At 70.7% G+C, this 17,807-nt stretch carries 19 protein-coding genes; 5 read left to right on the top strand and 14 right to left on the bottom strand.

Going from position 1 to position 17,807, the window contains the following annotated elements; all coding sequences use genetic code 11:
* The 9 genes from nuoK to Q0916_RS03185 all read right to left on the bottom strand — a co-directional run bounded on the left by nuoK (window position 1) and on the right by Q0916_RS03185 (window position 7,202).
* Window positions 1-315: an NADH-quinone oxidoreductase subunit NuoK gene (gene nuoK / locus Q0916_RS03225; RefSeq protein ID WP_299234315.1), complete on the bottom strand. Its 315-nt coding sequence runs from the start codon at window positions 313-315 to the stop codon at window positions 1-3.
* On the bottom strand, window positions 315-608 hold the full coding sequence (locus Q0916_RS03220; protein ID WP_299234312.1) for a hypothetical protein: 294 nt from the start codon (window positions 606-608) through the stop codon (window positions 315-317). The genes nuoK and Q0916_RS03220 overlap by 1 nt, the downstream gene beginning before the upstream one ends.
* Entirely contained in the window at window positions 605-931 is a 327-nt protein-coding gene (locus tag Q0916_RS03215; protein WP_299234309.1) for an NADH-quinone oxidoreductase subunit J, read from the bottom strand. The genes Q0916_RS03220 and Q0916_RS03215 overlap by 4 nt, the downstream gene beginning before the upstream one ends.
* Before the next feature lie 112 nt (window positions 932-1,043).
* Complete coding sequence (locus Q0916_RS03210; protein ID WP_299234306.1) at window positions 1,044-1,820, bottom strand: SDR family NAD(P)-dependent oxidoreductase; 777 nt, start codon at window positions 1,818-1,820, stop codon at window positions 1,044-1,046.
* Window positions 1,821-1,892: 72 nt separating this feature from the next.
* Window positions 1,893-2,627: an NRDE family protein gene (locus Q0916_RS03205; protein ID WP_299234303.1), complete on the bottom strand. Its 735-nt coding sequence runs from the start codon at window positions 2,625-2,627 to the stop codon at window positions 1,893-1,895.
* A gap of 43 nt (window positions 2,628-2,670) precedes the next feature.
* Entirely contained in the window at window positions 2,671-4,152 is a 1,482-nt protein-coding gene (locus tag Q0916_RS03200; RefSeq protein WP_299234300.1) for a class I adenylate-forming enzyme family protein, read from the bottom strand.
* Window positions 4,153-4,168: 16 nt separating this feature from the next.
* Window positions 4,169-5,218, bottom strand: coding sequence for a mandelate racemase/muconate lactonizing enzyme family protein (locus Q0916_RS03195; RefSeq protein ID WP_299234297.1), 1,050 nt, complete (start codon window positions 5,216-5,218; stop codon window positions 4,169-4,171).
* 6 nt (window positions 5,219-5,224) lie between these two features.
* Window positions 5,225-6,166 (bottom strand): 1,4-dihydroxy-2-naphthoate polyprenyltransferase, encoded by a 942-nt coding sequence (locus tag Q0916_RS03190; RefSeq protein WP_299234294.1) that lies wholly within the window; start codon window positions 6,164-6,166, stop codon window positions 5,225-5,227.
* A gap of 85 nt (window positions 6,167-6,251) precedes the next feature.
* A complete protein-coding gene (locus tag Q0916_RS03185; protein WP_299234291.1) occupies window positions 6,252-7,202 on the bottom strand; it encodes a 1,4-dihydroxy-2-naphthoyl-CoA synthase in 951 nt (316 codons plus the stop codon).
* Window positions 7,203-7,288: 86 nt separating this feature from the next.
* Between Q0916_RS03185 and Q0916_RS03180 the strand changes: the two genes are divergently transcribed.
* From Q0916_RS03180 to cofG, 5 genes are all read left to right on the top strand, one after another.
* Window positions 7,289-8,209, top strand: coding sequence for a complex I NDUFA9 subunit family protein (locus Q0916_RS03180; protein ID WP_299234288.1), 921 nt, complete (start codon window positions 7,289-7,291; stop codon window positions 8,207-8,209).
* Window positions 8,210-8,309: 100 nt separating this feature from the next.
* On the top strand, window positions 8,310-9,485 hold the full coding sequence (locus Q0916_RS03175; protein ID WP_299234286.1) for a tubulin/FtsZ family protein: 1,176 nt from the start codon (window positions 8,310-8,312) through the stop codon (window positions 9,483-9,485).
* The gene (locus tag Q0916_RS03170) at window positions 9,475-10,233 is read left to right on the top strand and encodes a hypothetical protein (protein ID WP_299234283.1); all 759 of its coding nucleotides are present in this window, start codon (window positions 9,475-9,477) and stop codon (window positions 10,231-10,233) included. The genes Q0916_RS03175 and Q0916_RS03170 overlap by 11 nt, the downstream gene beginning before the upstream one ends.
* Window positions 10,233-10,853 carry a 2-phospho-L-lactate guanylyltransferase gene (gene cofC / locus Q0916_RS03165; protein ID WP_299234280.1) on the top strand — a complete coding sequence of 207 codons (621 nt, stop codon included), beginning with the start codon at window positions 10,233-10,235 and terminating at the stop codon, window positions 10,851-10,853. The genes Q0916_RS03170 and cofC overlap by 1 nt, the downstream gene beginning before the upstream one ends.
* A gap of 44 nt (window positions 10,854-10,897) precedes the next feature.
* Window positions 10,898-11,977, top strand: coding sequence for a 7,8-didemethyl-8-hydroxy-5-deazariboflavin synthase subunit CofG (gene cofG / locus Q0916_RS03160; RefSeq protein WP_299234277.1), 1,080 nt, complete (start codon window positions 10,898-10,900; stop codon window positions 11,975-11,977).
* Window positions 11,978-11,980: 3 nt separating this feature from the next.
* Here cofG and Q0916_RS03155 read toward each other — a convergent pair whose 3' ends face one another.
* The 5 genes from Q0916_RS03155 to Q0916_RS03135 all read right to left on the bottom strand — a co-directional run.
* Window positions 11,981-12,457 carry a hypothetical protein gene (locus Q0916_RS03155; RefSeq protein WP_299234274.1) on the bottom strand — a complete coding sequence of 159 codons (477 nt, stop codon included), beginning with the start codon at window positions 12,455-12,457 and terminating at the stop codon, window positions 11,981-11,983.
* Between the two features lie 36 nt (window positions 12,458-12,493).
* Window positions 12,494-13,864 (bottom strand): 7,8-didemethyl-8-hydroxy-5-deazariboflavin synthase subunit CofH, encoded by a 1,371-nt coding sequence (gene cofH / locus Q0916_RS03150; RefSeq protein ID WP_299234271.1) that lies wholly within the window; start codon window positions 13,862-13,864, stop codon window positions 12,494-12,496.
* 60 nt (window positions 13,865-13,924) lie between these two features.
* Window positions 13,925-14,557, bottom strand: a complete 633-nt coding sequence (rnhB, locus tag Q0916_RS03145) for a ribonuclease HII (protein ID WP_299234268.1) — start codon at window positions 14,555-14,557, stop codon at window positions 13,925-13,927.
* 79 nt (window positions 14,558-14,636) lie between these two features.
* The gene (locus Q0916_RS03140; protein ID WP_299234265.1) at window positions 14,637-15,866 is read right to left on the bottom strand and encodes a PGF-pre-PGF domain-containing protein; all 1,230 of its coding nucleotides are present in this window, start codon (window positions 15,864-15,866) and stop codon (window positions 14,637-14,639) included.
* A 55-nt stretch (window positions 15,867-15,921) separates the two neighbouring features.
* On the bottom strand, window positions 15,922-17,807 hold a 1,886-nt coding region (locus Q0916_RS03135), incomplete at its 5' end, for a hypothetical protein (RefSeq protein ID WP_299234262.1).

Raw genomic sequence — 17,807 nt, 5'->3', positions numbered from 1 at the left:
TTACCACCTGAGCGTTGTCGCTTCGGTCACGTCGACGTCGTCGAAGTTCCGGTACAACACGAGGATGATGCCGATCCCGACGGCGACCTCCGCGGCGGCGAGCGCCATCGTGAACAGGACGAACGTCTGTCCGGTCACCTCCCCCCAGTAGAACGCGAAGGCGACGAGGTTGATGTTGGCGGCGTTCAACAGTAGTTCGACGCTCATCAGAAACAGCATCGCGTTCCGGCGGGTGAGGACGCCGAACAGGCCGATACAGAACACGGCCGCCGACAACAGCAGGTAGTACTCGGCCGGGACGGTTTCGAGCACCATCAGTCCGGTCCCTCGTCCTCATCCGTTTTCGCGAGCATGATCGCCCCGTCGAGGGCGGCGTCGAGCACGATCGCGATCAGCACGAACGAGACGAGAAAGCCCTCGCTCGGGATCTCGCCGCCGGGGAGATCGAACATCGCGTACCCGATCGAGGCGGTCACCGAGCCCTCCGGGAACGCCCCCGCGGTCCCGAACCCGGAGGTGAGAAACACCGCCGCGAGGAAGCCGAACAGCGCGATCGCGAGCACCCCGACGGTCTTTTCGCCCCGGTAGAGACGCGGACGCGTCGTCATCCCATCCCCTCCGTGTCGGCGTCGACGTCGGCGTCGGGGGTGCGGTCGGGGGTCGGATCTGTGTCAGGGTCGGGATCGCGTCGAACGAGCATGACGGCGAACGTGATCAACACGAGCACGCCGCCGACGTAGACGAGGACCTGCATGACCGCGAGGAACTCGGCCCGCAGCATCACGTAGTGGATCGCGACCGACAGGAGCGCGGCGCCCAAAAGCAGCGCCGAGTGCCACACGTCGCGGGCCAACACGACGCCCAGGCTCGCCCCGATGGTGAGGAGGGCGAACAGCAGAAACGCCAGCATCTCGAACGGTACTACAGCCATTGTATATCCGTCGATCCGGACGCCTTTTGAAGATTTCCGTTTGGGTCCTCTCCGCGATGCGCGCGGCGTTTTGCGGCGGCGATCCGCCCGGGTCGGGACTCCCGGTCGGGGGTCAGTACCACGTCGCCCCGGAGTCGACGTTGAGATCCTGTGCGGTGATGTGTCTGCCGGCGTCGCTCGCGAGGTACGCGATCAGCTCGGCGACGTCGCCCGGGGTGACGAACTCGGCGATCGCGAGGTCGGCGTAGAAGTCCTCCTCGCGGACCTCCTCGGAGGGCCGGCCCTGTTCGTCGGCCTGGGCCTGGATCACGCGCTCGATCCGGTCGCCCTCCACCGGTCCGGGGCAGATCGAGTTGACCGTGACGCCGTCCTCGCCGAGTTCGTGGGCCCACGTCCGGCTCATTCCGATCATCGCCATGTTCGAGGCCGCGTACGGCGAGCGGTTCGGGTACGGGCGCTTGCCGCCGATCGACGAGACGTTGACGACCGTCCCCCGGTCGCTCTCCCGGAGGTGTTCGGCGGCGTGTTTCATACAGACGAACGGGCCGAACACCTTCACGTCGGTCATCGCGCGCCAGGCGTCGGCGTCGATCTCCTCGACGGGGGCGGTCGGACCCATCGCGCCGGCGTTGTTGACGAGGACGTCGAGGCCGCCGAACTCTGCGACGGTCGACTCGATCGACTCCGCGACGCTCTGTTCGTCCGTCACGTCGGTCTCGAGTGCCAGCGCGGCGTCGGTGCCGATCCGGTCTGCGGTGTCGTAGATCCCGTCGGACCGGGCCGCGATGGCGACGTTCGCGCCGTACTCCGAGAGCGTCACGGCGATCTCCTCTCCGATGCCTCCGCTCGCGCCGGTCACGAAGGCGCTGACCCCGCTCAGATTCGGCATACCGGTCGTTGCGACGGCGCGGTAATAACGTATTGCCCGCCGCGACGGAGCGATCGGACCGCCGAGGGCGGCTCAAAACGGCGCGTCGACCCGTCTGAACGGCGTCTCACACGGCGGGCCGTCGGCGTATCTGAAACGCCCCTCGGCGCCCAGCCGGATCAGCGACGACGAGCGGGTCCCGAACCCCTCGTCGTGAACGCAGACGCCGTACTCGTGGTCGCCGAGCGTCTCGCCCGCCCGCGTCGTCCACTCGGCGGCCGTTTCGTCGGGGCGGACGCCGAGTTCCGCCCGGAGACGGTCGGCGCGGTCGGCCTGTTCGCGGCCGGCGTCGGGCCGCCCCTCGGGGACGAACCACTCGCCGTCGAAGCCGACGTTGACGACGACGTGGACGCCGGGCGAGAGCCCGTGCGTGGAGAACCGATCGCCGTCGTGGACGAGGAGCGAACACGCGGTCTCGTCGGCGACGAGGAGGTGACACGGCGCGTACGAGCGCCGGCGGAGTTCGGCCTCGAGGGCGGAGACGGCCGCCGGCGCCGTCCGTTCGGCCAGGCCGTCGTCGACCAACAGCCCCCGGGACCGCTCGCCGTCGCCCGGGACCCACCGGTTCGTCACCGCGACGAGAACGCCGTCGTCGTTGTAGCCGAGCCAGGTCCCCCCGGCGCGTTCGTCCCGCGGCGCGAGGACCGCGGGGTCGCCGTCGCGGACGGCGGGCGGACTCGACGGGCGGTCGGTCGTTTCGTCGCGGTTGGCGGCGACACAGACGGGCGCGTCATCGAAGGCTCGCCAGGCGACGATGAGGGTGCACACGGAAACGGGTAGTGCGAACGGGGACTTAAGCGGATCGCGTCGGCTACGACGCCTCGAGCAGCCGGGAGACAACGGCCTCGCGGTCGACGGTCCCGGAGGGGGTCCGGGGGAGATCGGCCGCGAAGTCGACCGTCCGCGGGCGTTTGTACCCGGCGAGACGCCCGCGGCAGTGCTCCTCGATCGCCTCGGTCGTCGGGGTCGCCCCCGCGGCCGGGACGACGAGCGCGCCGACGCGTTCGCCCCACTCCTCGTCCGGGAGGCCGACGACGGCGCAGGCGTCGACGCCCGGATGGGTCCGGAGGACGTCCGCGACCTCGCCGGGATCGACGTTCTCGCCGCCGGTGATGATCGTGTCGTCGATCCGGCCCCGCACGTAGAGCCGCCCCGCCTCGTCGCGGTACCCGCGGTCGCCGGTCCGGAGCCCCAGAGAGCAGAACCGCTCCTCGGTCGCCGCCGCCTCGAGGTATCCCGGGGAGACCATCGGCCCCGAAACGACGATCTCGCCCGTCTCGCCCGGTTCGACGGGGCGGCCGCCGTCGGCGACGATCGAGACGTCGGCGAACATCAGCGGGTTGCCGACCGATCGGGGGGCCGCGCGGGCGGCCTCGGGGCGGGCCGTTGCGATCTGGGAGGCGGCCTCCGTCATGCCGTAGGTCGGCGCGATGGGGACGGAGCGGTCCTGTGCGCGCCGCATCAACTCGGGCGGGCAGGGCGCGCCGCCGAGCAGGACGAACCGCAGCGAGGGGAGTTCGCCGGCCTCGAGCAGCCGATCGAGCATCGTCGGAACGAGCGAGACGGCGCTCGCGTCGGCGGCCTCGAGCGCCGAGAGGGTCGCCTCGGGGTCGAACTCGCGTTGGAGCGACACCGCGGTGCCGTACAGCACCGACCGGTAGACGGGGGCGAGTCCGCCGGTGTGGTACATCGGGAGCGGGACGTGCCAGCGGTCGTCGGGCCGGAGGCCGAGCCGGAACGCCGAGGCGGTCGCGCTCGCGAGGACGTTCTGCAGCGTCAACACGACGCCCTTCGGCTCGCCGGTCGTCCCGGAGGTGAAAAGCACCGCGAGGGGGTCCGTTGCCGCCCACTCGGGGAGGTCGAACGGCTCCGGCGTCATCGCCGAGATCGCACTCGCGCCGTCGGTCGGCTCGTCGAGCGTCAGCGCCGCGTCGGCGGCCGAGGACACCGCCGGCTCCGTGTCGCGCTCGCAGACCACGATGCTGGGGTCGATCCGCTCGATGCGCGCGCGGATCTCCGGTTCGGTCAGCCGCGTGCTGATCGGGACGAGCACGGCGCCGAGACGCTGTGCGGCGTGGACCGTCGCGACGAACTCGGGGCGGGTTCCGGCACAGATCGCAAGCGAGTCCTCGACGCCGACGCCGGCCGCGGCCAACCGCCCCGCGAGCGTCTCGGCGCGGTCGTCGAGTTCGGCGTACGAGACGGGCTCATCGACGGGACCCGCCGGGGCCGTCGGGGCTATCGCCGTCGCTTCCGGCGTCGCGTTCGCCCGGACGGCGAGCCAGTCCCGCATCGTTCGGTCCGCCCGTTCACCCCGGTGGGATATTGCCTTTTCCCTGCGGGACGAGCGCGGCGCCCTCCTCGATCGGGGCGATCCCAGCCCGGAGATCGGCGGCGAGAAGCCCCCCGGTCGCCAGGCCGCAGGCGCGGACGTCGGGCAGCGACGCGGCCAGATGCACCGCCGCGGCGCGGGCGATGGCGCCGTCTATCGTCGTCGTGATCACGACGTCGGTGCCGCGGGACAGGGCGGCCTCGGCGACGCGGCGGGCGCGGTCGACGCCGCCGAGCGCCATCGGCTTACAGACGAGCACGTCGGCGGCGTCGGCCGAGCGGATCGCCGCCGGGCCGCACTCGACGACGCTCTCGTCGAGGGCGATGTCGACGCTGCGGCCCCGGAGGCGGGCGTGCGCCGAGAGCGCCGTGGCCGGGAGCGGCTGTTCGAGCACGGCGACGTCGAGCGCCTCGAGTCTCGGAAGCGCCGACGCCGCGGTGTCGGCGTCCCAGGCGCCGTTCGCGTCGAGTCTGAGTTCGACGTCCGGACAGCGCTCGCGGGCCGCCTCGATCCGTGCGAGGTCGGCCTCGATCGATCGGGCGCCGATCTTCAGTTTGACCGCCGGGTAGCCGGCGTCCACGGCGTCGGCGCACGACGCCGCGGTCTCCGCCGGGGAGCCGTCGCCGACCGTCGCGTTGACCGGCACGCGCGTCGCGCGCTCGGGACCGCCGAGGTGTCGGTACAGCGGCCGGTCGGCCGCCCGTGCCGCCGCGTCGAGGACAGCCAACGAGAGGCCGTGTCTGGCGGCCGGCGCGGCCGACAGCGCCTCGGCGTCGAGGGTCGATCCCGGATCGGCGTCGGCGTCGGGGTCGACGTTGGGGTCGACGTTGGGGTCGGCGTCGACCGAGGCGAGCGCGCGCTCGCACGCCTCGAAGGGCTCCGTCCAGCCAGCCAGCGGCGTCGCCTCGCCGGTCCCCGCCGCGTCGGTCGCCGTCGTCCGGACGACGAAGCCTCGCCGGGTCTCGATGGGGCCGGCGGCGGTTTCGAGCGGGCGCGAGAGCGGCAGCGAGAACGGTTCGACGCGCATGGTCGATCAGACGAACGCGGGGGCCGCGAGCCCGGCGGCGAAAAGCACCGAGTGGGCGAAAAGCAGTCGGCCGGTCCGTTCGAGCGCCGGGTTCAGCGCGGCCCCGTCGGTTCGGGTCCAGACGGTGTGTCCGATCCGGACCGCAAGCGGCGCGGTGAGAAGCGGCGCGAGCGCGGCGGCGTGGTACCCCCCGAGCCCGAAGACGACGGGCACGGCGTATGCGGTCCCGACGGCCGCGCTCCACTCGATCCGGCTGGCGCGGTACCCGAGGATGACGGCGAGCGTTCGCTTGCCGGAGGCGGCGTCCGTCTCGCGGTCCCGGACGTTGTTGACGACGAGGATGGCCGTCGAGAGACCGGCCGCGGGCAGGCCGGCGACGACGGCGGCGGGGGGGACGGTTCCCGCCGGGATCCAAAGCGGGAACGGACCGGCGACGCCGCCGACGGCCTGCACGTAGTAGGTGCCGCTGACGGCGACGAGCCCGAAGAAGACGAACACGAACAGGTCGCCGAGGCCGCGGTAGCCGTAGGGCAGCGGGCCCCCGGTGTAGGTGATCCCGGCGACGACGCTCGCCACTCCGACGACGAGGATCGGAACCCCGCCGACATAGACCAGGTACGTCCCGACCAGGACCGACAGCCCGAACGTCGCGTACATCGCGCGCTTGACCGAGCCGGGCTCGATGAGGCCGCCGGCGGTCACCCGCCGGAACCCCTCGCGGTCGTCCGTGTCGGCCCCCTTGACGGCGTCGTAGTAGTCGTTGGCGAAGTTCGTTCCGATCTGCAACAGGAGCGCGCCGACGAGCGCGAAGGCGGCCGGAAGCGGGTCGAAGACGCCGGCGCCGATCGCGAGTCCCGTCCCGACGAGCACCGGAGCCGCCCCCGCCGGCAGCGTCTGTGGGCGGGCCGCCATCAGCCAGGCCTTCCGGCGCGAGACCGCCGCGGTCATTGTCGGACGTGGGGGCGGCGATCGGATAAGTGCGCGGTGTCCGGACGGCGGGTGCGCCCCGTGTTGGCGGCGGGCCCCGATCGCGTCAGTAGTGCCACTCGAACCGCCGGAAGTCCGGCTCGCGGCCCTCGTTGAACGCGTCCCGGCCCTCCTTTGCCTCCGCTGTCATGTAGCCGAGGCGGGTCGCCTCGCCGGCGAACACCTGCTGGCCGACGAGGCCGTCGGAATCCATGTTGAACGCGTACTTCAGCATCCGGATCGCCATCGGCGACTTCGAGCAGATCGTGTCGGCCCACTCGTGGGCGACCGCCTCGAGGTCCTCGTGGGGGACGGCTTCGTTCGCCATCCCCATCTCGACGGCCTCCTCGGCGGAGTAGGTTTTCCCGAGGAAGAACACCTCGCGGGCCTTCTTCTGTCCGACCTGTCTGGCGAGGTAGGCCGATCCGAAGCCGGCGTCGAAGGAGGCGACATCGGGGTCGGTCTGGAGGAACTTCGCGTGCTCCTCGCTTGCGAGCGTCATGTCGCAGACGACGTGCAGCGAGTGGCCGCCGCCGACGGCCCACCCGGGCACGACGGCGACGACCGGCTTGGGGACGTGTCTGATCAGCCGCTGGACCTCGAGGATGTGGAGCCGCGGCGCGCCCGTCGGTTCGGCCTCAGAGCCGTCGGCGTCGCTTGCGTTTTCGGTTCGATCCTCGCCTTCGTCTTCGTCCCCATTGCCGTCCCCGTTTTCGTACTCGTAGCCCGCATCGCCGCGGATCCGCTGGTCCCCGCCCGAGCAGAAGGCCCACCCGCCGTCCTTCGGCGAGGGGCCGTTACCGGTCAACAGGATACAGCCGACGTCCGTCTGGCGTTTCGCGTGATCGAGGGCCGTGTAGAGCTCGTCGACGGTTTCGGGGCGGAACGCGTTGCGGACCTCGGGGCGGTCGAAGGCGATCCGCACCGCGCCGGTGTCGGTCGAGCGGTGGTACGTGAGGTCCTCGAACTCGTCGGTGATCGGGGTCCAGCGGTCCGTATCGAGCAGTTCCGAAGCCATGGCGTACGCTGGGGGCGCGGCGATGAAAAAGGTACACCGCGGGCGGGCGCGGGCAGTTTATACGATCGGCGGACCTTACCCGAGGTATGCGAGCACTGGTCGTCGGCGGGACGGGGTTTATCGGCACGCACCTCTGTCGGGAGCTAAACGAGCGCGGACACGACGTCACGGCGCTGTCGCGGTCGCCGGGCGACGCGGCGGCGCTCCCCGAGGACGTCGGGACGGCGATGGGCGACGTGACCGCCTACGACTCGATCGAGGGGTCGTTCGCGGGGGCCGAGGTCGTCGTCAACCTCGTTGCGCTGTCGCCGCTGTTCCGGCCGAAGGGCGGCAACGAGGCGCACTACCGGGTTCACAGGGACGGCACCGAGAACGTCGTTCGCGCGGCCGAGACGCACGGCGTCCGTCGGCTCGTCCAGTTGAGCGCGCTCGGGGCCGACCCCGACGGCGACACGGCGTACGTCCGATCGAAGGGCCAAGCGGAGGCTCACGTTCGGGAGTCCGAGCTCGAGTGGGTGATCGTTCGGCCCTCTGTCGTCTTCGGCGACGGCGGCGAGTTCGTCCGCTACACGAAGCGGCTCGCAACGCCGTACGTGACGCCGCTTCCCGGCGGCGGGACGACGCGGTTCCAGCCGATCTGGGTCGGGGACCTCGCGCCGATGATCGCCGACGCGACGGAGGGCTCGGACGGGGACCACGACGGGGAGACCTACGAGATCGGCGGTCCGGAGGTGCTGACGCTCGCCGACGTTGCGAGACTCGCCCACGCGGCGGACGGGCGGCCGGTCAGCGTCGTTTCGGTGCCGATGGGGCTCGCCGAGATCGGGCTCAGATCGCTCGATCGCGTCCCAGGGTCGGTGCTCGACGCCGTGCCGGGCGTGCCGCGGATGGGGTCGGACCAGTACCGGTCGCTGCAGTTCGACAACACCGTCGCGGACAACGACGCGGCGGCGTTCGGCGTCGAGGAGAGTGGCCTCCGTCGGCTGTCGGCGTATTTGGGCGTCTGAGTCGCGCCGACGGCGCGGTACAACGACCGGCGTCATTCTATCGTCTGACGTCGGCCGAAAGCTTATCAACGCGTTGGGTCCCTACCCTTCATAAGGACCAATGAAACTTGCAATGATCGGCTTCGGGCAAGCCGGCGGGAAGATCCTCGACCGGTTTCTCGAGTACGATTCGACGCGGGGGACCGGCATCGTTGGACACGCTGTTGCGGTCAACACCGCCAAAGCCGATCTGATGGGGCTCGACTACGTCCCGAACGGGAACCGCGTGCTCATCGGGCAATCGATCGTGAAGGGCCACGGGGCGGGGACGGAACCGGAGTTGGGCGAGAAGTGCGCACGCGAGGACATCGAGGAGATCCAGAGTTCGATCGACCAGATGGCCTCGAGCGAGATCGACGCCTTCCTCATCATCGCCGGGCTCGGCGGCGGGACCGGAAGCGGCGGCGCGCCGGTGTTGGCCGAGCACCTCCAGCGGCTCTACGTCGAGCCGGTGTACGGGCTCGGTATCCTGCCCAGCCGCGACGAGGGCGGGATCTACAACCGGAACGCGGCGCGGTCGTTTCAGGCGTTCGCCGAGTCGGTCGACAACCTCCTCACGTTCGACAACGACTCGTTTAAGACCGGCGGCGAGAGCCTCGGCGAGGGCTACGACGAGATCAACGACGAGATCATCACCCGCTTCGGCGCGCTCTTTTCAGCCGGCGAGGTCGAGGCCCTCGGCGACAACGTCGCCGAAAGCGTCGTCGACGCATCCGAGATCATCAACACGCTCGGCAACCACGGGGTCACGAGCGTCGGCTACGCCTCCGAGGCGATCGAGCTGAACGACGACGACAAGGGCCTGCTCGGACGGCTCCGCGGCGGCAACGACGAAAACGGCTTTTCGAGTGCGGGCGACGCGACGAACCGGATCACGGCGCTCGTACGGAAGGCGACGCTCGGAAAGCTCACGCTGCAGTGCGAGGTCGACAGCACGGAGCGGGCGCTGCTTTTGGTTTCGGGGCCGCCGGACGCGCTCAACCGCAAGGGGATCGACAAGGCCCGAAAATGGCTCGAGAGCCAAACGGAGTGCATGGAGGTCCGGGCGGGCGACTACCCGCTGCCGAACGAGCGGAAGGTCGCCGCGATCGTCGTCCTCGCGGGCGTGACGGACATCCCCCGGGTCAAGGAGATGCAGCGGATGGCGATCGAGGCCGAGGAGCGAAGCGAGGAGCTCAAATCCCAAAGCAAAGACGGTTTAGAGGAGCTCATCGAATACGGCGACGATGAACCGTAGCAGACTCGCCGCCGCGGCCGTCGCCGTGCTGCTGTTCGGCGCGCTGTTTTCCGGGCCAGCGGCGGCGGTAGGGAGCCAGCCACAGGACATCCCCGAGGAGTCGGAGGTGGGGACGGAACTCGAGGCGACCTTCGAGGTGACGGAGCTGTTCGACGAGTTCAACGAGTGGACCCTCGTCGCGGGGACCGAACTCGAAAACGCGACGTGGACGGTGCGGCAGTACAACCAGGCCGGCGATCAGATCTCCCGGGAGGACACCGACGGGCCGGAGGCGACGCAGTCGGTCGACATCGACGACGGGACGGCCACGATCGAGGTCCGCGTCACGGGGACGACGCCGGAGATCGAGAGCTACAGCTACGATCCGGAGGACCGCTTCGTCGTCGCGAACTTCACCCAACAGCGCAGCGGCGGGACGGACGCCGCCGTCGGGTCCCACGAGACCCACCACTTCACCGCCGAGAGCAGGGAGGCCCGCGAGGCCGTCGATAGCGCCCGCGAGGCCGTCGAGGGGTCGGGCTCCGCGGAGGCAGAACGGCTGCTCGGCAACGCGGTGTCCGCCTACGAGCGGGGGAACTTCGAGAACGCGATCGATCTGGCCGAACAGGCCGAGGGCGAGGCCTCACAGAGCCAACTCGTCAGAACCGGACTGCTCGTCGGCGGGGCCGTCGTCGTCGTCGTGGTGCTCGCCGCCGGCGGGTACCGCCTGTACAGGTCCAGACAGCAGGGGCCCGGCCGGCTGAAGTGATGTCGCTCGACGTCCTCGTCCCCTTCGCCGCGACGGAGCCGAAAACGCGTCTCGAAGGCGTGTTCGGCCCCGAGGAACGCGCCGAGTTCGCCCGGGCGATGCTCCGGGACGTCTGTGCGGCGATAGCGGCCGCCGGCGGGTCGCCGACGGTGCTCTCGACGGCCGAGGTCGAGAGCCGGTGGCCGGTCGTCGTCGACGAGCGCCCGCTGACGGCGGCGGTCAACGCGCGCTTGGAGCCGCCGATGGCGGTCGTGATGTCGGATCTCGCCCTCGCGACGCCGGAGGCGCTCTCGCGGCTGTTCGACGCCGACGGGGCTGTCGTCGTCGCGCCCGGCCTCGGCGGGGGCACGAACGCCCTCGTCGTCCGTCACCCGGAGTTTTACACCGACTACCACGGCGCGTCGATCGAGGACCACCGGCGCATCGCCGAGGAGATCGGCGCCGACCCCACGGTGGTCGACTCCTTTCGGCTCGCGGTCGACGTCGACGAGCCGGACGACCTCGTCGAGCTCACGCTCCACGGCGAGGGGGCCGCCGCGGCGTGGCTCGAAGGCGCCGCGGTCGGCGTCGACCCGGATCGGGGCGAAAAACGCGTCGGGCTGGACCGCGATCGCTCCTGACCGACAGCGATTCGTTTATTTTCCCGACCCACGCAGGGAGGGACGTGTTCGGCACAGAGGAGTACGGCGTCGAGGTGACCGTCGAGGCCGAAGAGACCGAGCGGCTGCTCTCGGTGACCCCGTCGGAGGTGTCGGCCGCCGACCGGCTGACGTTCGCTCGGAACGTCTTCGTGCCGTTGACCACCGCCTGCCGGTACACCTGCACCTACTGCACGTACTACGACCGACCGGGCGAGGCGTCGCTCCTGTCGCCGGCGGAGATCGAGGAGATCTGCGAGCGCGGGGCCGACGCCGGCTGCACGGAGGCGCTGTTTACCTTCGGCGACGAGCCCGACGAGCGCTACACCGCGATACACGACCAACTCTCGGAGCTGGGCCACAACTCGATCCACTCGTACCTCCGGGAGGCCTGCGGGATCGCCCTCGAGTGTGGCCTCCTGCCGCACTCGAACCCGGGCGATCAGACGCGCGAGCAGATGGAGCTGGTCGCCGATCGGAACGCCTCGATGGGCGTCATGCTCGAAACGACGGCGACGGTGCGGGCCCACGGCGGCCCCCGCTCGAAGGAGCCGGGCCAGCGGCTCGCAACAATCGCGACCGCCGGGGAGCTCGGGGTGCCTTTCACGACCGGGATCCTCGTCGGCATCGGCGAGACCGAGCGGGATCGCGCCGAGAGCCTGCTCGCGATCGCGGCGCTGCACGAGCGGTACGGCCACATACAGGAGATAATCGTCCAGCCGGTCGTCCCCAACGAGCGCTGGACGGGCGAGGCGCCGGCCCTCGGGACGATGCGGAAGGCGACGGCGATGGCGCGGGCGGCGCTGCCGGAGGACGTCAGCATCCAATCGCCGCCCAACCTCGCGCCCGTCGAGGAGCTGCTCGACTGCGGGATCGACGATCTGGGCGGCGTCTCGCCCGTGACGGACGACCACATCAACCCCGACTACGAGTGGCCGGCGCTGCGGGAGCTGCGGCGCATCGCCGAAACCGCCGCCGTGCCGCTTGAGGAGCGGCTCCCGGTGTACGATCGGTACGTCTCCCCGGAGTGGCTCTCCGATCGCATCGCGGCGGCGATCGACGCCGACGGGCCGGCCGGCCGGCGCTACCGGTCGCTTCTCGGCTGATCTTCAGCTCTCGCTAAAGGAGTCGAACTCGTCGGCGGCGACGATCGCCTGGACGGACTCGAGTGCGAGCGCCTCGAGGATCGCGTCCCCACCGCCCGTGCCGCGGACGACGCCCGATTCGGGGGTCGAGTCGGTGATCTCGAAGGCCGCCTCGGAGGCGTACGACTCGATGTCGCCGACGGCGTCGGACAGGAGCTCCTGTTGGGTCTGTCTGGCCTCGGCCTGGGCCTCCTCGGCGATCCGTCGGGCCTCGGCCTGATCGATCTCGCCCGCCTCGAGGCGCTGTCGGGCGTCCTGTTGGGCCGCCCGGGCGTCCTCTCTGGCCGCCTGGAGCGCCTCCTCGTCGATGGCGGCGACGAGCGTCACGTCGTGTTCGTCGGCCGATCCGTCGGTGCCGAGGGAACTACACCCGGCGACGGAGAGCGCGGCGGCCGCGGTTCCCGCTCCGAGCAGTCGGCGTCGCGAGACTGAGGGGTCCATCGGACGCTTGTTCGGTCGAGCGGCACCTAAGGCTGTTCATAGAAGCGGCGTGCCGTCCGCGTTCGGGCCGAGTTTCGGGCCGATCGGGCCGTCCCCGGCGTCGATGACCCGGCGTTTCTCGTAGTCCGTCGAGCGCTCGACGGGGATCCGCCCGATCGACTCGATCATGTCGACGTACTCCCGGAACGAGCGGAACTCCCCGTAGTCGCCGCCGGCCCGTTTCGTGATCTCCTCCGAGAGGATCGTTCCCATGAAGTCGTCGGCCCCGCAGGTGAGCATCTTCAGCCCCTGGGTGTCGCCGTACTTGACCCACGACGACTGGATGTGATCGACGTTATCGAGGTACAGCCGCGAGACGGCGATCATCAGTTCGTCCTCGTGGACCGACGCGCCGGTCTCGACCAGTCCGCGCTCTTTGAGCGGCGTCTCCGGGTGGACGAACGACAGCGGAACGAACTCCGTTATCGCGCCCGTCCGGTCCTGTAGCTCGCGGATCCGATCGAGATGCAGCGCGCGGTGGGCCTCGTTTTCGACGTGGCCGTACATGATCGTCGCCGTGGTGTCGAGGCCGACGGCGGCGGCGGCGTCCATCGCCTCGAGCCACTCGTCGGTCCCGATCTTGCCGGGGCAGATGATCTCCCGGACCTCCTCGACGAGGATCTCGGCGGCCGTTCCCGGCACCGAATCGAGGCCGGCGGCCTTGAGCCGCCGGAAGACGTCCTCGTAGTTCCAGTCCGTCCCCCGCCGGGCGTGGTAGGCCTCCTCGGGGGTCATCGAGTGGACGTGCGCACCGGCGGCGCTCATCGCCTCGATCTGTGCGGCGTAGCTCCCCGGATCGACCGCGTACGCCGAGGCGGGCTTGTAGTTGTGATCGCCCACACCCCCGCCGTCGCCCTCGCTCTCGGCGGCCTCGAGTATCTCGCGGTGCTCGTCGTCGAGGACGAGCGCCGGGTGGAGCCCGGACACCGAACAGACCTCGTAGGCGCCGCGTTCGATCGCGTCGCGGGCGATCTCGCGGGACTGCTCGGGCGTCTTCGTGAAGCCGTCCGTGTCGCCGTCGTGGTCGGTTTCGAAGCGCTGTGCGGCGTCCTTGAAGTTACAGAACAGACAGCCGACGTTGCAGGCGGTCGTGACGTTGTTGTTGAGGTTCGCAACGAAGGTCACCTCCTCGCCGACCACCGCAGCCCGGCGCCTGTCGGCCGCCTCGAGCACGCGCCCTTTGCGTTCGATGTCGATCCCGGGGGAGTCCGTCCCGGTGGTCAGCAGTTCGATCGCGTCCGGAACGTCGAGACGGACACCGGCGTCTGCTCGTTCGAGCGCGGACTCGAAGTTCCGGTCGGTCTCCGGTCGGTGGGCGAAGTCGAACCCCTCCCGGGGGACGTTCGCCGACGCCTCGAACGCGTCCATACCCACCTACTCGCTGCTCGAGGGTAAAAACCCCTCCGGGACCCGAGCCGTGGTGCCGTTTCAGAACTCGTCGAGACCGGATTGCTCGGCCGCCGACCGGATCGAGGCGCACGTCGACCAGGAGGTTCGCGTCGGCGGCGGGAACGTCCCGCGCTCCGCGTAGTACCGCCGGAGAAACGAGCGCGTCGTCGGGTCGCTCGGATACCCGCTGCCGAGGTCGCCGAAGCGCTCGCGGAGGGCCTCGACGTGTCTCTCCCGCCGGCTCTTGGCGACGACACTCGCCGCGCCGACGTGGTCGTCGCTCGCGTCCGCGCCGTGGGCGGCGCGGACCGAAACGCCCGCCGGGAGTCGCTTCTCGACCCGCGTCCCGAAGCGCGCCGCGTCGGTGTCGGCGGCGTCACAGAGCCCCCGGTCGCCGCCCTCGACGACGGCGGCGATGGCCTCGGCGTGCGCCGCGACGGTGAGGTCGTTCATGTTGCCGGCGTCGATCCGCTCGGGGGTGATTTCCGCGAGGCCGATCTCGATCCGATCCTCGGCCCGGAGGCGATCGGCGAGGGACTCCCGCTCGGGTGCCGAGAGCCGCTTCGAGTCGTCGATCCCGTCCGGCAGATCCGAGCCGCGAGCCCGGACCGCCGCGGCGAACATCGACCCGATGACGGGGCCCTTGCCGGCCTCGTCGGCGCCGAAACGCATACCCGACCTACCTCCGGCGGGGATAAAACCGTTCGCGTCCGGACGGCCGGCGGCGTGAACCGGGGACGGTCGGCTGAGACTACCAGTCGTTCGGCCGCCGCGGGATCAGGAAGCGCCCGACGGCCGCGACGAAGACGAGAATCGCACACAACGAGGCCGCGAGGACGATCGGGTGGGTGTCACCGAACCGCCCGGATCCGCCGGAGTCGTCGGAGTCAGCGGACCCGCCGGAATCGGCGCTCGGATCGGTCGCGTCCTCCGGCGTCGGGACAGTCGCCGCGTTACCGCCGGGACGGTCGTCCAACGGCGGCTGTCGGCCCGCGACGACGAACTGAGAGAACCCGGGCGTTCGGGCCGCAACGAGGTACCCGGCGTCGACGTCGGACACCTCGGTCGGTAGCGGCTCCCACCGGTCGCCGCCGTCGGGCAGTCGGTAGACGGTCAGGTGCGCCGGGTCGATGTCGCGCTCCTCGAGGTACGCCTCGGAGACGACCGCGCGGATCGTCGCGTTGTCGGTCCGGTAGGGCTTCGGGACCGTGATCTCGGAGACGGAGACGACCGAGGCGTTCCCCGGAAGCGGCGGGGCGCCGTCTGTCGGATCGGCGAGTTCCTCGATCGAGACCTCGCCGGAGGGACCGCTCGGAAGGGCGATTTCGCGGACGGTCGTCTCCTCGAAGGCGACGGTCGGTCCGGAGGCGTTCCGTGAGCCGCTCTCGATGCGGCGGGTCTCGACGAGAAGCGGCTCGTCGTCCGTGGCTCCGCCGTCCGTCGGCGACGTGCCGGCGTCGTCGGAGCCCGACGATCCGGTCACGTCGCCGGAACCGGCGCCGGCGGTACCGCCGCCGGAGCCGCCGCCACCAGACCCCACCGATCCGCCGCCAGCTCCGGTACCCGACGTCGATCCGCCGCCGTCGTCGCCGTCGGTGGAATTCCCCGTGGCGTCGCCGGAGCCGTCGGTCGTGACCGTTCCGTTCGGAAACGTCAGAGCGACCTCCGAGACGCCCGGCTCAAGCGGCACGGTCTCGTTTGCGGTCGCGTTGGCGGCCGGGATCCGAAAGGAGACTGTCCCGCCGGCGTCGCTGTCGACACGCAGTTTGTCGTCGAACGCGCCCGGGCCGCCGTACTCGCCCGCCGGGTCGATCCGGATCTCGGCCGCGGCGTCGCCGTCGACGACCGCGACGAGTCGCGTCCCGGCCGGGATGTCGGCCCCGTCGGCCTGCACCGCGGAGCCGTGAAACGAGGCCGGTTCGCCGGGCGCCTCGGCGGCGGCCGAGAGCCCGATACCGCCGCAGAGCACGGTGAGAGCCACTATCAGCCCCGTCGCGACCGACAGGAACAGGAATCCGCGCGGTGGCGTCGGCGTCTCACGAGCCATCGTCGCCCCCGGACTCGGTGAACGCCGGCGCGACGACGTCGCGGACGAGCGGCGCTCCCCCGCGGTCGACGCGGATCCAGTACGCCTGTTCGGTCCCGACTGCCGCCGTTCCGTCGGCGGTCCCGTTCGTCCGGTTGTACAGCCACCCGCCGGCGTCGGTTCTGACGACGAAGGCGTCCTCGCCCGCGCCGTAGCCGTACTCCGTCCAGGCGAGGTCGGCCGAGATCTCCCGGGAGGCGTTCGCGGAGGTGTCGTAGTTCGAGCTCCCGAGGTGCCAGCCGTCGTCGAGTTCGACGGTCGCCGAGTCGTTCGGGAGGTCGGCGGAGGCCTCCTCGTCGGTCACGAACTCGAAGCCGAGACGCGCCCCCTCGTCGGCCGAACGGAAGTACAGTCCGCTGTGGAGGTGTTTGGCTTCGGTGTGTCGGTGATGGAAGGTGTCGCCCTCGGCCGCGTCGGCCACACTCTCGTAGCGGTCGGTCGTCGCGTTCCACCTCGCGAGGTCGCGCGCGCCGTCGGCGTCGACGCGGACGGTGGCCGGTTGCGGGATCGATTCGGTCGTCCACGCCGACCCGCCGGGCTCTCGGACGCGGTGGACGAGCGTGATTCCGGTCGCGTCCGTCCGAGTGTGCCCCTCGAACCCGACGGCGACGGTTGCGTTCGTCCCGGTCTCGACGGCCGCCGCGTCGATCGCGGTCGGATCGAACTCGACGGACGCGTTCGGACCGACCGCCCCCGGATCGACCTCGCGCGTGACGCCGCCGGGGCCGGCCGCGACGGTCTCGTTTCCGAACCCGACGGTGACCGTCTCCGCCGTGTCGGTGACTGCGTTGCCGTTCGCGTCGCGGAACGCCCCGAACTCGACGGTGACGTTCCCGCCGGGGTCTGTCTCCGTGCCGACGAACTCGTGGTCAGTCCGGACGGAGATCCCCGCGACGCTCGTGATCGGCCCGGTGGCAACGATCTCGGCGTCGTCGCGTGTCGACCCGCCGTGGTCGTCCCGCGTCGAACTCCGGACGGCCGCCGCGTCGGGGACAAGTTCGCCCTCGTAGGGCATCGCCTCGACCGAGATCCGGTACCGGTCGGGCGCGTCGGCTTCGAGGGCGTACGTCCGGACGCCGTCGTCGAAGTCCTCGGCCGTGAGGTTCCGTTCGAGCGCCCAGACGTTGTCCGATCCGAGCGCCCCGTCGCCGCCGTAGTCGGTCCCCTCCCACGGCGCCGTCGGCGTCGGCGCGCCGCCCTCGTGGTCGAACGTGACCGTCCCCGATCCCGCCGTGCGCCGGAGTTCGAGATCAAGCCGATCGACGACCGCGCCGCCGGCGCCCAGGTCGACGGCGAGCGCCGCGGTACCGCCGTCGGCGTCGAAGTCCCTCGATTGGCCGACGGCGGAGACGGTCACGTTGTCGGGGTAGACGGTCACGTTCTCGATCGTCTCCGTGACGGCCCCCGGTGCGTGGGTGTTTGGCCCCTCGATGTCGGTTATCTCGAGGGTCACGTCGAACACGCCGAGCGGCGGTTCGACGTCGCCGTTCCGACCGAGTCGGATCCCGTCGCGGTCGGCGGTGTCGATCGTGACGCCCTCGGTGGTGTAGGTGCCCTCCGCACCCGCAAGCGTCGCGTCGAGAACCGGCTTGCGCACCTCGTTGCCGAACTCGTCGCTGGCCGTCTCGACGTCGATCGAGCGGTTCTCTGAGAGCCCGAGTTCCGACCCGTTGTCGACGTTCCCGAGTGCGAACTCCTCGACCTCGCCCGGATGGATGTCGAACAGAACCGGCGCGTCGGTTCTGACGTCGGCGTCATCCGTCAGTTCGGCGTTGTTCTCGCCCTCGACGTCGACCTCGAACAGGTCGGTCCGGTGGTAGCGAGCGGCGGCCGAGC

Source organism: Natronomonas sp. (assembly GCF_028274965.1).
Classification (GTDB): Archaea; Halobacteriota; Halobacteria; order Halobacteriales; family Haloarculaceae; genus Natronomonas.
This window is presented reverse-complemented; position numbering and strand designations above follow the sequence as displayed.

What these genes read in the sequence shown, in the direction of transcription:
- nuoK (WP_299234315.1), bottom strand. Translation starts at nt 315, where the DNA reads ATGGTGCTCGAAACCGTCCCGGCCGAGTACTACCTGCTGTTGTCGGCG.
- Q0916_RS03220 (WP_299234312.1), bottom strand. Translation starts at nt 608, where the DNA reads ATGACGACGCGTCCGCGTCTCTACCGGGGCGAAAAGACCGTCGGGGTG.
- Q0916_RS03215 (WP_299234309.1), bottom strand. Translation starts at nt 931, where the DNA reads ATGGCTGTAGTACCGTTCGAGATGCTGGCGTTTCTGCTGTTCGCCCTC.
- Q0916_RS03210 (WP_299234306.1), bottom strand. Translation starts at nt 1,820, where the DNA reads ATGCCGAATCTGAGCGGGGTCAGCGCCTTCGTGACCGGCGCGAGCGGA.
- Q0916_RS03200 (WP_299234300.1), bottom strand. Translation starts at nt 4,152, where the DNA reads ATGCGGGACTGGCTCGCCGTCCGGGCGAACGCGACGCCGGAAGCGACG.
- Q0916_RS03195 (WP_299234297.1), bottom strand. Translation starts at nt 5,218, where the DNA reads ATGCGCGTCGAACCGTTCTCGCTGCCGCTCTCGCGCCCGCTCGAAACC.
- Q0916_RS03190 (WP_299234294.1), bottom strand. Translation starts at nt 6,166, where the DNA reads ATGACCGCGGCGGTCTCGCGCCGGAAGGCCTGGCTGATGGCGGCCCGC.
- Q0916_RS03185 (WP_299234291.1), bottom strand. Translation starts at nt 7,202, where the DNA reads ATGGCTTCGGAACTGCTCGATACGGACCGCTGGACCCCGATCACCGAC.
- Q0916_RS03180 (WP_299234288.1), top strand. Translation starts at nt 7,289, where the DNA reads ATGCGAGCACTGGTCGTCGGCGGGACGGGGTTTATCGGCACGCACCTC.
- Q0916_RS03175 (WP_299234286.1), top strand. Translation starts at nt 8,310, where the DNA reads ATGAAACTTGCAATGATCGGCTTCGGGCAAGCCGGCGGGAAGATCCTC.
- Q0916_RS03170 (WP_299234283.1), top strand. Translation starts at nt 9,475, where the DNA reads ATGAACCGTAGCAGACTCGCCGCCGCGGCCGTCGCCGTGCTGCTGTTC.
- cofC (WP_299234280.1), top strand. Translation starts at nt 10,233, where the DNA reads ATGTCGCTCGACGTCCTCGTCCCCTTCGCCGCGACGGAGCCGAAAACG.
- Q0916_RS03155 (WP_299234274.1), bottom strand. Translation starts at nt 12,457, where the DNA reads ATGGACCCCTCAGTCTCGCGACGCCGACTGCTCGGAGCGGGAACCGCG.
- cofH (WP_299234271.1), bottom strand. Translation starts at nt 13,864, where the DNA reads ATGGACGCGTTCGAGGCGTCGGCGAACGTCCCCCGGGAGGGGTTCGAC.
- rnhB (WP_299234268.1), bottom strand. Translation starts at nt 14,557, where the DNA reads ATGCGTTTCGGCGCCGACGAGGCCGGCAAGGGCCCCGTCATCGGGTCG.